Raw genomic sequence first — 13,619 nt, 5'->3', positions numbered from 1 at the left:
GCCGGGCGGGGCGGCACGGCTGGGGCGCCTGCGTCTGCGCCTGCTTCCACGGTTCTGTTCGGCCCGCGTCTGCTCCGACAGCCCGGTTGCGTCCGTTTCCGCTCCGACGGCACTGTTCCGGCTGCGGCGGCCGTGCGCGGTGGTCCGGGCGGGGACGGTCCCTCCCGTACCTCGGGTCGGGTGCCGGGACGGCCGGGACCGGGTGCCGGGACGGCCGGGGGCGGTCCGGGGCGGGCGGGTGCCGCCGGACGGGTGGGATTCCGGGGGCCGAACGGGGGTGACTCCCCGGATGGCGGTCGGGCAGTGGGGGCGGCTCGTGGCAGGGTCACGAGCGCCATTGCCCGGCACCGACTGACGCTTTCGGTCCTCCCGATCCCCGCCCCCTCCCGATCGGCCAAAGGCTCCTCATGCGACTGCGTACGTCCCATCCGCTCGCTCCGACCGCCCTCGCCCCGACCGCACTCGCGCTGTGCGTGACGCTCGCCCCGGCCCCGGCACACGCGCTGGACCCCCGTCCCGCCTGTGTCTCGTCCGACACCCACGACTTCCCGATCAAGACCCGGATCCACGGCGGTCCCGACGCCTACCGGGCGGGAGGGGACTCGGCGACCTGGTACATCGACCTCACCAACACCACGGCGCACCCCTGCGGAGCGATCCATCCGGTCGTCGTCCTCGTGGACGAGGAGCGGACGCTGCGGCCGGAGCAGGCGCGGCTGGAGTTCTTCGAGGGGGAGCGGGCCCACGCGGTGAGGTTCGAGCGGAGCGACGAGGCCGAGAACGTGGGACCGTTCGACGACGGCTTCCCCGGATTCACCGTGGCCCCCGGGCGCACCCTCACGGTGAAGGTGCGGCTCTCGCTGACCTCCGACGCGACCGCGCCGAACGCCGTCGTCGCGAACGCGGCCGTCGTGCAGAAACACGATGACGACGGCGACTGGGTCGGGGAGTCGAACGCCTACCGCTTCCGGATCGAGGGCGACGTCAAGGCCAAGGAGGCGGAGGCGGGCAGGGCGAGCGGCACGGACGAGGACCCGGACGGGACGGCGTCCGCGTCCGCGAGCCCGGGTGCCGTCGCCTCTACGGACCCCGGTGCCACGGACCCGGGTGACGCGGCCCGTGCCCGTACGGACCCCGGAGTCGTAGCCCGTACGGGCACGGGCACGGGCACTGGCACTGGCACTGGCACTGGTAACGGCACCACCACCGGGACCGGTACGACGGCGCTGTCCCCCGACGACCAGCTGGCCAGGACCGGACCCGGCAGGCCGAACCGGCCGGCGCTGGCCGCGCTCGCGCTCGCCCTCGTCGCCTTCGGAGCCGGACTGTTCGCCCTGGCGCGGCGGGTGCGCCCGCGTCGGCGCTGACCCCGGGGAGCGGAGATCCGGCCGGACTCCGGGCGGGCGGGCTCCGGTGCGGGTGGACGCCGAGCGATCGCGGGCGAAGGCACGGTGGCCGGGGGCGGCCCGGCCGCGCTCACGCTGTCCTGACTAGGCTGGCCGCGTCGGTACAGCGGCGTTCCGGCAGCCCCGGTTCACGTGCGTACGTACGCCAGGACGGCAGGAGACCAGCACATGTCAGAGCGCAAGCCGATCGAGTCGTGGCTCACCGACATGGACGGTGTCCTCATCCACGAAGGCGTGCCCATCCCCGGCGCCGACGCCTTCGTCAAGAGACTGCGGGAGTCCGGGAAGCCCTTCCTCGTCCTGACGAACAACTCCATCTACACGGCCCGCGACCTGCACGCCCGGCTCAAGCGCATGGGCCTGGACGTACCGGTCGAGAACATCTGGACCTCCGCCCTCGCCACCGCCAAGTTCCTGGACGACCAGCGGCCCGGCGGCACGGCGTACGTCATCGGCGAGGCGGGTCTGACCACCGCGCTGCACGACATCGGATACGTGCTGACCGACCACGAACCCGACTACGTGGTCCTCGGCGAGACCCGTACCTACTCCTTCGAGGCGATGACCAAGGCGGTCCGGCTGATCAAGGGCGGCGCCCGGTTCATCGCCACCAACCCGGACGAGACCGGCCCGTCCACCGAGGGCCCGTTGCCGGCCACCGGGGCGGTCGCCGCGCTGATCACCAAAGCCACCGGCAAGCAGCCGTACTTCGCGGGCAAGCCGAACCCGCTGATGATGCGGACCGGTCTGAACGCCATCGGCGCGCACTCCGAGTCCAGCGCGATGATCGGCGACCGCATGGACACCGACGTCCTGGCCGGTCTGGAGGCGGGGATGCAGACCTTCCTCGTCCTGACCGGGCTGACCACGACGGAGGAGATCGAGCGCTACCCGTACCGGCCTTCGAAGGTCGTCGACTCGATCGCGGATCTCGTCGACCGCGTCTGAACCCGCGGTCCGGGTGCCCGGGCGCGGGTTCCAAACCGGCGACGCCGCGCATGGACCCGTACGGAGTAGCGGCGGCCCTCTGAAGATGCGGGCCGCCGCCCCGAGGGGGAGTCTCCAGATGTCTGGAGGTTCACGATGCGTTCGATGCGGCTCACTCTCTGCGCCGGGGCGGTGGTCGCGGCCGCGTTCACACCGGCCACGTACGCGGTCGGCGTGGGACCGGCCGGCGCGGGACCGGCCGGCGTCTCGGTGACCCCGGTGTCCCCGGCCGCCGGGAGCGACATCCGGCTGCGGGCCATGGGCTGCGCGGGACGGACGGGCACCGCGGTCTCGGACGCGTTCGTCTCGGACGCCCGGCTGACCGGCGAGGGCGGCGGCGGACTCGTCGGCGACACCCGCGTCAGGACGGCACTGCGGCCGGGCAGCTACGGCATCCAGGTCGACTGCGACGGCCGGCGCGACCGGGTCAAGGGCACGGTCACCGTCCCGGCACCGGACTCCTCCCCGAGTGCCTCCACCCCCGCCTCGCCGGTCGCGCCCGTGAACGCGGGCGGCGGCGGAACCGCCCGCCTCGCCGCGGCGGACGACGCCCACGTGGCCGGACCCGGCACCAAGCAGGCCGTGGTCGGCCTGGTCCTGGCGAGCGTCGCCGCGGTCGCCGTGGCGGTCCGCAGCGCGCGCCGGGGCGACGACGGCCGCGACTGACATGGCCGAACGGGAGCCTTCTTCCGGCACCGGCCGGCTGCTGACCGGTGTGGCCTGGCTGGTGCTGCTGCTGGGGCTGTGGCTGTGGGGCCGTGAGGTGACGGACGTGCGGCCGGGGACGTCGGCGCCGACCACGGGGGACATCGCGGCCGTCGGCCGGCCGCCGGAGGTGCGGCTGCCTCCCGCGCTGAGGCCCCTCGGCAGTGCCCGCCCGCAGCGCGTCGACATTCCCTCGATGGGGGTGCAGGCCCCCGTCGTGGCCCGCGGGCTCGACGGCCGGGGCGCCCCCGATCCGCCGCCGTTCGACCAGCCCGGTGCCGTCGGCTGGTACGCGGCGGGAGCGAAGCCGGGGGCCGCCGGGACGGCGCTGATGGTCGGGCACGTCGACACCGAGACCCGGCCCGCGGTGTTCTACCGGCTCAGCACGGTCAAGCCCGGTGACACCGTCCGGGTCGTGCGCGACGACGGGACGGTCGCCGAATTCACCGTGGACGACGTCCAGGTGCTGCCGCGCGACCATTTCGACGCCCGGCAGGCCTACGGGGTGCGGGAGCCGGGGCGGGCGGAGCTGCGGCTGATCACCTGCGGCGGAACCTTCGACCGCGCCGGCGGCAGCTACACGGCGAACGTGGTCGTCTCGGCGTACCTCACCGGGACGGGGCTGTGAGGCGGGACGCTCCCGGCGGCGGGCGCTGTGAGGCGGAGCGCCCCTCGGGGGTGCGCGCCGTGAGAGGGGGCGACCCGGGCGGCGCGCGCTGTGGGGCCGGACGCCCCCGGTACCGAGGAGCCCGCGCGGTCACCAGGCCCGGTCGACGGCCGATTCCCCCCCGAAGCCGCCGACCGGGCCGGTCCTCGACCGCGGGAGCACGGGCTGCGGGAGTAACCCGGCGCCGACGCGGGAGGTCCGGGGCCCGCCCGCCGGGGTGACGCGGTCGGGCCGGAGCGATCGACCTGGAGTGCAGGCCACTTGAGCCCACCCTAGAGCGGACGAGCGCTGCGGTTCATAGACACTTTGACGCCAAGTCCGGAACGGGCGGCACCGGCCCCGGTGATGGTCCTCGGCCCCGGGAGCGTCTTTCGGTGAGCGGCCTCCGGGCATGACGAAGGGCCCCCTCGTTCGCACGAGGAGGCCCTCCGGTCGGTGCGCCGCCAGGGACTCGAACCCCGGACCCGCTGATTAAGAGTCAGCTGCTCTAACCAACTGAGCTAGCGGCGCCTGCTGACGGGAAAACTCTACCCGACCCGCGGGAGTGCTCCCGACCAGGCGGGTGACTCCGGGGCGGGCCGGGGGCCCCGTACATCATTCGGACCGTCAGCGTGCGGCACCGGACGGCAGTTGAGAAACTGACGAACGTGCAGAATTGCGGACATTTCAATCTGGAGCGCGAGGGGTGTCACATGAAGACTCCGGTGTTCGAGGAAGTCGATCCCGCCAGCGACTGCGACTGCCCCGGATGTGTTCACTGGCGGCGTCACCTGCCCCTTTCCTCGCGGCTCGGACCACCGGGCGCCCTGGGCCGTCCGGCGTCCCGCACCCATCTCCTCGGCCTCGCGGGGGTGGCGCGAACCCCCATGGCGCTCGCGCTGGCCGCCACGGCGGGGACCGTCCTCGGCGCGGTGCCGGCGGTCGCCGCCGTGCACGGACCCGCCCGGCCCGGAGTTCCCCCGGCCGGCGGACAGGGCGACACCCCGCAGGGCCGCAGGGCGCCGCTGCACGGCCCGGCGGGGAAGCCGGCGCTGCCCGCCAGGCCGGGCGGCACGGTCCGGGCGCCCGCCACCACGCGGGCCGCGATCATGGGCCGGGCCTCGGCGTGGATCGACGCGCAGGTGCCGTACAGCATGGACGACTACTGGCGGGACGGGTACCGGCAGGACTGCTCCGGCTTCGTCTCGATGGCCTGGAACCTGCCGGGCAACGAATGGACCGGCAGCCTCGACAGCTTCGGGGTGCGGATCACCCGGGACCGGCTCCAGCCGGGCGACATCCTGCTCTTCCACAACGCCGACAACCCCGACAAGGGCTCGCACGTCGTCATCTTCGGCGGCTGGACGGACTCCACGCACAGCGAGTACGTCGCCTACGAGCAGGCCCCGCCGCACGCCAGGAAGCAGCCCACCCCGTACGCGTACTGGACGAACTCCGACCGCTACGTGCCCTACCGCTACCGGGGGGTCATGGAGGGCGCGGGCGGTTCGCCGCCCTCCACGTCGACCCGCTACCCGGGGGCCGCGTACTTCGGGACCGGCGCGAACAACGCGTACGTCACCCAGCTCGGGCGGCTCCTGGCGGACCGGGGCGGGCGCCGCTTCTACTCCAAGGGGCCGGGGCCGCGCTGGTCGGCCGCGGACCGGCGGGCCACCCAGGCGTTCCAGCGCGCGCAGGGCTGGAAGGGAGCCGACGCCGACGGGCTGCCGGGGCCCAGGACCTGGGCGTACCTGGTCGGCGGGAAGGGCAGGAACATCCCCGCCGTGACGGCCGGCCCCGGTTCCTCGCACGCCGCTCCCGGCTATCCGGGACGTGCGGTGTTCCGGCCCGGGGTGAGCGACGCCCAGGTGACCCGGCTGGGGAAGCGGCTGGTCGAGAAGGGGTTCGGCAGGTACTACACGTCCGGTCCGGGGCCGCGCTGGGGCGAGGCGGACCGGCGCAACGTCGAGGCGTTCCAGCGGGCCCAGGGCTGGCGCGGCGGGGCGGCGGACGGCTACCCGGGGCCGGAGACCTGGCGGCGGCTCTTCTCCTGAGCGGACCGCTTCCCCACGGCTCGTGAACACACTTCCAGGCGCGGAGGCATGGAGGCAGCTATGAGTGCGACGACGTCAGACACCCCCGAGTCCGAGGGGGCACCCCGGGCGGAACCCCGGTCCGACACGGCGGCCGACTGCGGCGGCGGCCACCGCTCCGCCCGGCTCATCCACAACGAGACCACCACCGAGATCCCCGTTCATCTGCTCTTCCGCGACGACCCCGACCCGGTGTCCGTGCCGCTCGCGCCCGCGGTCGTGGGCCGTCGGCGCGGTACCGGGGAGCAGCCGAGGATCCGGCGGCCCGCGCCCGGCAGGCCTCCGCGCCCGGTGCCGGAGGCCGATCCGGAGCTGGTCGAACGGCCGGCACGGGTCCTGCCCGGCGCGGCGGGTGTGCTGGCCGGGGCGTGCGGTGTGGCCGGATGCGCCCTCACCTCCTGGTGGGCCGGCGTCGTGCCGCCCTCCGTCCTGGCGGCACTGGAGCTGCACGGGCACGCGGGCGCCGGGCTCGGGCCGGCCCAGTGGGCCGCGTACGCCGGGGCGGGGGCCCTCGGTCTGTTCGGCTTCGGCGGTCTGGCCCGCGGCCGGACCGGGCGGGCCTGGGTGCTCGGTCTGTTCGGGCGCTACCGGGGCACGGTCCGGCGCACCGGGCTGATGTGGGTCAATCCGCTGGTGCTGCGCCGCCGGGTCGACGTACGGCTGCGGCACTGGCGCAGCGAGCCGATGTCCGTGGTCGACGCGAACGGGGTCGAGCTGCGGGTGGTCGTGCTCGTCGTGTGGCGCGTCAAGGACACCGCGCGGGCCACGCTCGCGGTCGACGACCACCGGGCGTATCTGCGCGAGTGCGTGGAGGCCGCCCTCTCGCGGGTGCTGTCCCAGTTGCCGGCCGAGCTGCCGCCCGCCGTGGTCCGGGACCTGACCCTGCGCAACACGGACGCGGTCGGCGAGGCGTTGACCCGGATGGTCGCGGCGGACACGGCCCCGGTCGGCCTGGAGGTGTTCTCCGCGCAGCCGACCCGGATCGAGTACGCGCCGGAGATCGCCGCCGTGATGCAGCGCCGCCGGATCGCGGCCCTGGACGCCCAGCACCGCGACAGCGTGCTCGGCTCGGTCGTCGACTCGGTGGAGGACACGGTGACCCGGCTGACCCTGCGGGGGCTGGTCGAACTGGACGACTACGAACGCAAGGCTCTGGTGAAGGACCTGACGGTGGCGTTCTGCACGGGGCGCGGGGAGATGCCGTCGTGAGACCGGTGGTCCTCGTGGAGCGCGGGGCGGCGTGGACGGGGGTGGCCGGAACGGCCGGGGCGGCCATGGGTACGAGGGCGGCCGGGTCGGTCGTCGGCGCGGGGGCAGCCGGGTCGGCCATTGGTATGGACATGTTCAACTACCCGCAATAATCTGACACTTGGTCTAGACCTGAACCTCGCGCGGGCGCCCCACGGGAACATCCCCCACGTCCTTCAGGAGCGGCAGCATGCGCACACGGACGAACCAGAACCTCACGGGCCGGTCCCGCACCGGCAGGAAAGCGAAGGTGTACGCGGCGGCGCTCGGTCTCGCCACGGCGGGCACCTTCGTGCTCTCCACGGGCGGAGCCAGCGCCCACGGCTACACCGACCAGCCCCTCAGCCGGCAGAAGATGTGCGCCGCGAACGGCGGCATCGTGACCGGCTGCGGTGACATCCAGTGGGAGCCGCAGAGCGTCGAGGGCCTCAAGGGCTTCCCGGCGGCGGGTCCGGCCGACGGCAGTATCTGCTCCGCCGGGCACGCCAACTTCGCCCAGCTCGACCAGCCGAGGACTCCGGCGGGCGCGGCCTGGCCGACGACCAAGGTCACCGCGGGAGCGTCCTACACCTTCCGCTGGCAGTTCACCGCGATGCACGCGACGACCGACTTCAAGTACTTCATCACCAGGACCGGCTGGAACCAGAACCACGCGCTGACCCGCGCGGACCTGGAGACCACCCCGTTCCTGACGGTCCCCTACAACGGACAGCGCCCCCCGGCCACGCTCACGCACACCGGCACGCTGCCCGGCGGCAGGACCGGGCATCACGTCATCCTCGGGGTGTGGACGGTCGCGGACACGACGAACGCGTTCTACTCCTGCGCGGACGTCACGTTCTGAAGGCCCGAGTTCTGAGCCTCCCTTGAGGCGCTGACGGGCCGGACGCGGGTATGTTCCCCGCACGTCGACATGACCGCGTCGACGCGCGGGGAGCATCATCCGATCACCGGGGGACCGTCATGAGTGTGTTCTTCTATGCCCTGCCCAGTCTGATCATCGTCGCCGTGCTGTTCATGGCGGCCAGGACCGTGCGCCGCTCGCTGGAGCTGCGCAGCGCCTGGAACAGCGGACTGACCGCGGAGGCGCGCTGTCTGCGTTCGTACACGACGGTCAGCGGGGGAGCCAACGACACGTCCGTCACCACGACCCTGCACCACGTCTACGAGTTCACGACGCGCGACGGCCGCCTGATCCGCTTCGAGGAGGCGAACGGCCGCTCGACGGTCGTCGAGGGCGACATCGTCCCCGCGTACTACACCGCCCAGCACCCCGAGAAGGCCACGGCCCAGGCGCCGAGCCAGGCCAGGGCGGCGGCGGGCACCCTCGGCATGCTGGTGTTCTGCGGCGTGATCGTCAGCTTCTGCATCGGCTTCATGATCACGTACCACGAGGCCCTCTCGAGCGTCGACGGGTTCTTCGGGAGTTCTGGCGGGTTCTTCGGGGGCTCGGACAGCTTCTTCGAGGGCTAGAGCGCGTCCGCTTTGGCCCCCCCCGGCGGATCATGCCGCAGACGCGGAGCGCCGGAGCGGGGCCCGCACAGGGCTCCCTATCTGACGGAACGTCAATTATCTTACGTCGCCATGGACTCCAGGAGGCGTACCGTCGGGGAGCTGGTGCGGGAGCGGTGGGGCGACCACCGGCCGGGGCTGTGGTTCGAGGGCCGGGTCGTCAGCCACCACCGCGTCGCGGCGGGCGCGGCGGCGCGCGCGGCACTGCTCGCCGACACGCTGCCGTCCGGCGCGGAACCGCACGTCGGGGTGCTGCTCGACAACACCCCGGAATATCCCCTGTGGTTGAGCGCGGCAGCCCTCGCCGGTGCCGCCGTCGCGGGGATCAATCCGACCCGGCGCGGACCCGAACTGGCCCGGGACATCCTCCACACCGAGTGCCGCGTCCTGGTCACCGAGCGGGCCCACCTGCCGCTCCTCGACGGACTCGAACTCCCCGGCGTACGCGTCCTGGTGACCGACACGGACGCCTACACCGACCTCCTGAGGGCCTACGAGGGCGCGAAGCCGGACGACACCGCGGCACGCGCGGACAGCCGCTTCCTGCTGCTCTTCACGTCCGGTTCGACCGGCGCGCCCAAGGCCGCGATCTGCACCCAGGCCAGGATCGCCGCCGCCGGGCGCTCGCTCGTCGACCACTTCGGGGTGCGCGCGGACGACACCCACTACATCTGCATGCCGATGTTCCACGGCAACGCGGTGATCGCCGACTGGGCCCCGGCGCTGGCGGCCGGTGCGGGGATCGCGCTGCGGCGCCGCTTCTCGGCCTCCGGGTTCCTGCCCGACGTACGGGCCTGCGGGGCCACGTACTTCACCTATGTCGGCCGTGCCGTGCAGTACCTGCTGGCCACGCCCGCCCGCCCCGACGACCGCGACAATCCGCTGCGCCTGGGATTCGGGACGGAGGCCGGCGCGGTCGACGCGGCCGCCTTCGAGGAGCGCTTCGGGGCGCGGCTCGTCGAGGGCTACGGCTCCTCCGAGGGCGGCGCCGCCGTCCAGCGCGTGCCCGGCACCCCGGCCGGGGCGATCGGCCGGGCGGCACCCTCGGACGACCTCGCGGTGATCGACCCGGCCACCCGGCGCGAGTGCCCGCCGGCCGTGTTCGCCGGGGACGGGCGCCTGCTCAACGGCGGTGACGCGATAGGGGAGTTGGTGAACCGGGGCACCAGCCTCTTCGAGGGGTACTGGCGCAACCCCGAGGCCGAGGCGGCCCGGCGCAGGGGGACGTCGTCCCGGCCGGGGGAGGGCTGGTACTGGACCGGTGACCTCTTCTACCGCGACGCCGACGGGTTCCTCTACTTCGCCGGACGAAGCGACGACCGGCTGCGGGTCGACAGCGAGAACCTCGCCGCCGCGATGATCGAGAACATCCTCGCGCGGTACGAGGACGCCGCCGCCGTCGCGGTGTACGCCGTGCCGGATCCGGTGGCGGGCGACCAGGTGATGGCGGCGCTCGCTCTGAAGGCGGGCGCCCGCTTTCGTCCCGCGTCCTTCGCCGCGTTCCTGCTCGCCCAGCCGGACCTGGGCACGAAGATGGCGCCCCGGTTCCTGCGGATCGTGGAGCGGATGCCGGTCACCGCCACCAACAAGATCCACCGGGTGGCCCTGAGGCGCGAGGGCTTCCGCTGCGCCGACCCGGTGTGGTGGCGGCCCCCGGGCGAGCCGGCGTACCGGAGACTGGCGGCGGCGGACCTGGCCGGGCTGGTGGCCCGGTACCGGGCGCACGGGCGGGAGGAACTGCTGACGCGGTAGCCGCCGGGACGGGCGGCGGGCCGGTGCCCCGGGGGCGCGCCGGGGGCGGCTGGTCCGTAGCGAGGAAGACCTGGCCCTGGCCACGTGCCCGGCCAGGGGGTTTGCCCCCTGGCCCGCCCGCGCGGACCCCGGGGGCGGGCGGGGGGGGGGCCGCCCCGGGGGGCGCGCCGGCGGGGTCGGCCGGGCGCGGGGTTCGGCCGGGGGGGGGGGGGGGGTGGCGGTCGGTTGTACCCCCGGCCCGGGCCCCCGGGCCCGCCGGGGGGTTTTCCCCGGGGCCCCCCCCCGGGGGGCCGGGGGGGGGGGGGGGGGCCCCCCCCCGGGGGCCCCCCCGCGGGCGGGTACGTCGGGCGGCGGCTTTCGAACGGTGGCGACTCGAGGCATCCTCGCCGCCTTCCGCGGGGAGGATATCCGGGCACATGTGCCGAGGGGCCCTGCGCCAGAGGCCCTCGCCGAGGGAAGAAGGGCGTCGCGTTGCCTGATCCGGGTCGCGGACACGGAAGCCCCGGGGCGATGCCGCCCCGGCTCACGCCCGCGCCGGTGGCGTCGGTGGTGTCAACCGCGCCGGAGCCGGAGGCCGGTCGGCAACTTGTCATGCCCCTGCACTCCAGGGCGCCTCCCGGGACGGCTGCCGCCCCGGCCGAACCGTGAGCCCCGGGAGGACCCTCGCCCCGGCCTGACCATGTGCCCGGCGGGAGGACCCCCGCCGCGGCCGGACCGTGCATCCGGCGGGAGACGGTCCGGCGAGCTCCACCCACCCCCACCCCACGACGGCACCCGAAAGGCACTCATGTCCCCCACACATGACACGCGCGACCGCGGACACAACGACGACCTGCTCGGCTTCGTCAGGGCCAGCCCCTCGCCGTACCACGTGGTGGCGAGCGCGGCGCAGCGTCTGGAGAAGGCGGGTTTCGCGGAGCTGCGGGAGCGGGACGACTGGACGGCCGGAGCCGAGGGAGGCCGCTATGTCGTGCGCGGGGGAGCGCTGCTCGCCTGGTACGTCCCGCCCGGCGCCCCGGCCCGCACCCCGTTCCGGATCGTCGGCACCCACACCGACTCACCGAACCTGCGGGTCAAGCCCGCGCCGGACACCGGTTCGGCGGGGTGGCGGCAGATCGGGGTGGAGGTCTACGGCGGAGTGCCGCTCAACACCTGGCTCGACCGGGATCTCGGCGTCTCGGGGCGGCTGGTCCTGCGCGACGGTTCGACCCGGCTGGTCCGCGTCGACAAACCGCTGCTGCGGGTGCCGCAGCTCGCCATCCACCTCGACCGGACCGTCAACGAGGGGCTCGCCCTGGACCGGCAGCGGCACATGACCCCGCTGTGGGCGCTCGGCGGCCCCAGCTCCGGAGCCCTGCTCGCCCGGATCGCGGACGAGGCGGGCACCGACGCCGCCGACGTCCTCGGCTGGGACCTCATGCTGCACGACATCCAGCCGCCCGGATACCTGGGCGCGGACGAGGAGTTCATCGTCGCGCCGCGGCTCGACAACCAGATCTCGGTGCACGCGGGGGTCACCGCCCTGGTCGCCGCGGCCAGCTCGGAACGGCCGCCCGTCTGCGTGCCGGTGCTCGCCGCCTTCGACCACGAGGAGGTCGGCAGCGGGTCGGACTCCGGCGCCCAGGGGCCCTTCCTGGAACGGATACTGGGCCGGTCCGTGACCGCCAGGGGCGGCGGGCCGGAGGACTTCGACCGCGCCCTCGCCGGCGCCGTGTGCGTCTCCTCCGACATGACCCACGCGGTGCACCCCAACTACGCCGAGCGCCACGATCCGGACCACCGTCCCCTGCCCAACGGCGGCCCCGTGATCAAGGTCAACGTCAACCAGCGGTACGCCACCGACGGCATCGGCGCCGCCGCCTTCGCCGCCGCGTGCGAACGGGCCGGGGTGCCGTGGCAGCCGTTCGTGTCCCACAACGCGATGCCGTGCGGGACGTCGATCGGTCCGATCACCGCGGCCCGCCTCGGTGTGACGACGGTCGACGTGGGGGTGGCGGGGCTGTCGATGCACTCGGCGCGCGAACTGTGCGGGGCACGGGACCCGGAGCTGCTGGCGCGGGTGCTGACCGAGTTCGTCACGGCGGAGCGGGCCGGATGACCGGGGGCGGCCGGCCGGGGTCCGACCCGTCGGGCGGGTGACCCTCCCGGACATGCGTGAAGGCCCCCCACAGTCGTGGAGGGCCTTCACCAAGGTGCGCCGCCAGGGACTCGAACCCCGGACCCGCTGATTAAGAGTCAGCTGCTCTAACCAACTGAGCTAGCGGCGCATGACTCCCGCCTTCCGCTGCTGCGGTCGGCGACAGAGGAAATACTACCTGGTCCGCGGGGGTGCTTCCGACCACCCGCGCGGACCCGGTGCGTCGGCTGTCAGATCGCGAGGGAGAGGAGCACCGGGGTCGCTCCGCGGTTCAGCGTGTCCGCGGCGCGGCGGAGCCGGTGGGCGTGTTCGACCGGGAGGGAGAGGGCGAGGCAGCCGACCGAGGAGCCGGCGGTGATCGGGACGGCCGCGCAGACCGTGCCGATCGCGTACTCCTGGAGGTCGAGCACGGGCACGGTGGCCGGCTGGGAGTCGAGACGGGACAGCAGGAGCCGCTCGCTGGTGATGGTCCGCGAGGTGAGCCGGGCCATCTTGTGGCGGGCGAGGTGGTCGCGGCGGCCGTTGTGGTCGAGCTGGCCGAGAAGGCTCTTGCCGACCGCGCTGGCGTGCGCGGAGGAGCGGAAGTCGACCCATTCGTTGACCGCGGGGGTGGACGGGCTCTCCGCGTACTGGGTGACGTGCACCTCGCCGTCGATGTAGCGGCTGATGTAGATCGCGGCGCCGACCGAGTCGCGGAGCCGGTCGATCGTGTGCTGGAGCTTGTCGCGCAGCGCCTGCTCGCGGCCGTGGGCGGAACCGAGCCGGCCGAGGGCGGCGCCGGTGACGTACGCGCCGTCCGTGACCTGCTCGACGTAGCCCTCCCGGCGCAGCATGCGCAGCAGTGCGGTCAGTCGGTCGGCGCCGATGCCGGACCGGCGGGCGAGCTCGGTCCCGGTGACGCCGGTCGAGTGGTGCGAGATCGTCTCCAGGACGCGCAGCGCGTCCTGGGCCGAGTGGTACGGCGCGGTCGGCTCGTTCTTCAGCGCCACGGTTTCCCCCTGCGCTTCATGGCCCGGCTCAAAAATGACGTCGGCCCGGACAGCTGGGCTCCTTACACGATAACGGTCAAGGCGCCATCTGTGGCGGTCTGTTGACGAGATTGGTGGCGCGCTCCATGCCTCTCAGCAGGAGCG

At 74.0% G+C, this 13,619-nt stretch carries 11 protein-coding genes and 2 tRNA genes; 10 read left to right on the top strand and 3 right to left on the bottom strand.

What is annotated here, in order from left to right:
• Positions 1–407 precede the first annotated feature (407 nt).
• From ACH4S8_RS13245 to ACH4S8_RS13230, 4 genes are all read left to right on the top strand, one after another.
• Positions 408–1,367: a hypothetical protein gene (locus tag ACH4S8_RS13245; RefSeq protein ID WP_398393098.1), complete on the top strand. Its 960-nt coding sequence runs from the start codon at positions 408–410 to the stop codon at positions 1,365–1,367.
• Between the two features lie 207 nt (positions 1,368–1,574).
• Positions 1,575–2,354, top strand: coding sequence for an HAD-IIA family hydrolase (locus ACH4S8_RS13240; protein ID WP_398393096.1), 780 nt, complete (start codon positions 1,575–1,577; stop codon positions 2,352–2,354).
• Between the two features lie 135 nt (positions 2,355–2,489).
• Entirely contained in the window at positions 2,490–3,059 is a 570-nt protein-coding gene (locus ACH4S8_RS13235) for a hypothetical protein (protein WP_398393094.1), read from the top strand.
• A gap of 1 nt (position 3,060) precedes the next feature.
• Entirely contained in the window at positions 3,061–3,726 is a 666-nt protein-coding gene (locus ACH4S8_RS13230) for a class F sortase (protein ID WP_398393092.1), read from the top strand.
• 475 nt (positions 3,727–4,201) lie between these two features.
• Here ACH4S8_RS13230 and ACH4S8_RS13225 read toward each other — a convergent pair.
• Positions 4,202–4,275: transfer RNA gene (locus ACH4S8_RS13225), tRNA-Lys, on the bottom strand.
• 182 nt (positions 4,276–4,457) lie between these two features.
• Here ACH4S8_RS13225 and ACH4S8_RS13220 point away from each other — a divergent pair.
• From ACH4S8_RS13220 to ACH4S8_RS13195, 6 genes are all read left to right on the top strand, one after another.
• Entirely contained in the window at positions 4,458–5,798 is a 1,341-nt protein-coding gene (locus ACH4S8_RS13220; protein ID WP_398393090.1) for a peptidoglycan-binding protein, read from the top strand.
• A gap of 60 nt (positions 5,799–5,858) precedes the next feature.
• Positions 5,859–7,046 (top strand): SPFH domain-containing protein, encoded by a 1,188-nt coding sequence (locus tag ACH4S8_RS13215; RefSeq protein WP_398393088.1) that lies wholly within the window; start codon positions 5,859–5,861, stop codon positions 7,044–7,046.
• A gap of 229 nt (positions 7,047–7,275) precedes the next feature.
• Positions 7,276–7,929 carry a lytic polysaccharide monooxygenase gene (locus tag ACH4S8_RS13210; protein ID WP_398393086.1) on the top strand — a complete coding sequence of 218 codons (654 nt, stop codon included), beginning with the start codon at positions 7,276–7,278 and terminating at the stop codon, positions 7,927–7,929.
• Between the two features lie 119 nt (positions 7,930–8,048).
• Positions 8,049–8,558: a DUF3592 domain-containing protein gene (locus ACH4S8_RS13205; RefSeq protein WP_398393084.1), complete on the top strand. Its 510-nt coding sequence runs from the start codon at positions 8,049–8,051 to the stop codon at positions 8,556–8,558.
• A gap of 111 nt (positions 8,559–8,669) precedes the next feature.
• Complete coding sequence (locus tag ACH4S8_RS13200; protein ID WP_398393082.1) at positions 8,670–10,349, top strand: AMP-binding protein; 1,680 nt, start codon at positions 8,670–8,672, stop codon at positions 10,347–10,349.
• A gap of 787 nt (positions 10,350–11,136) precedes the next feature.
• Positions 11,137–12,447, top strand: coding sequence for a M18 family aminopeptidase (locus tag ACH4S8_RS13195; RefSeq protein WP_398393080.1), 1,311 nt, complete (start codon positions 11,137–11,139; stop codon positions 12,445–12,447).
• Between the two features lie 95 nt (positions 12,448–12,542).
• On the opposite strand, the gene ACH4S8_RS13190 is transcribed toward ACH4S8_RS13195, so the two are convergent.
• Positions 12,543–12,616 (bottom strand) — tRNA-Lys (locus tag ACH4S8_RS13190).
• A 100-nt stretch (positions 12,617–12,716) separates the two neighbouring features.
• Positions 12,717–13,475: an IclR family transcriptional regulator gene (locus ACH4S8_RS13185; protein ID WP_398393078.1), complete on the bottom strand. Its 759-nt coding sequence runs from the start codon at positions 13,473–13,475 to the stop codon at positions 12,717–12,719.
• Positions 13,476–13,619: the final 144 nt, after the last annotated feature.

It is taken from the genome of Streptomyces sp. NPDC021080, assembly GCF_044333225.1.
Lineage (GTDB): Bacteria > Actinomycetota > Actinomycetes > Streptomycetales > Streptomycetaceae > Streptomyces.
This window is presented reverse-complemented; position numbering and strand designations above follow the sequence as displayed.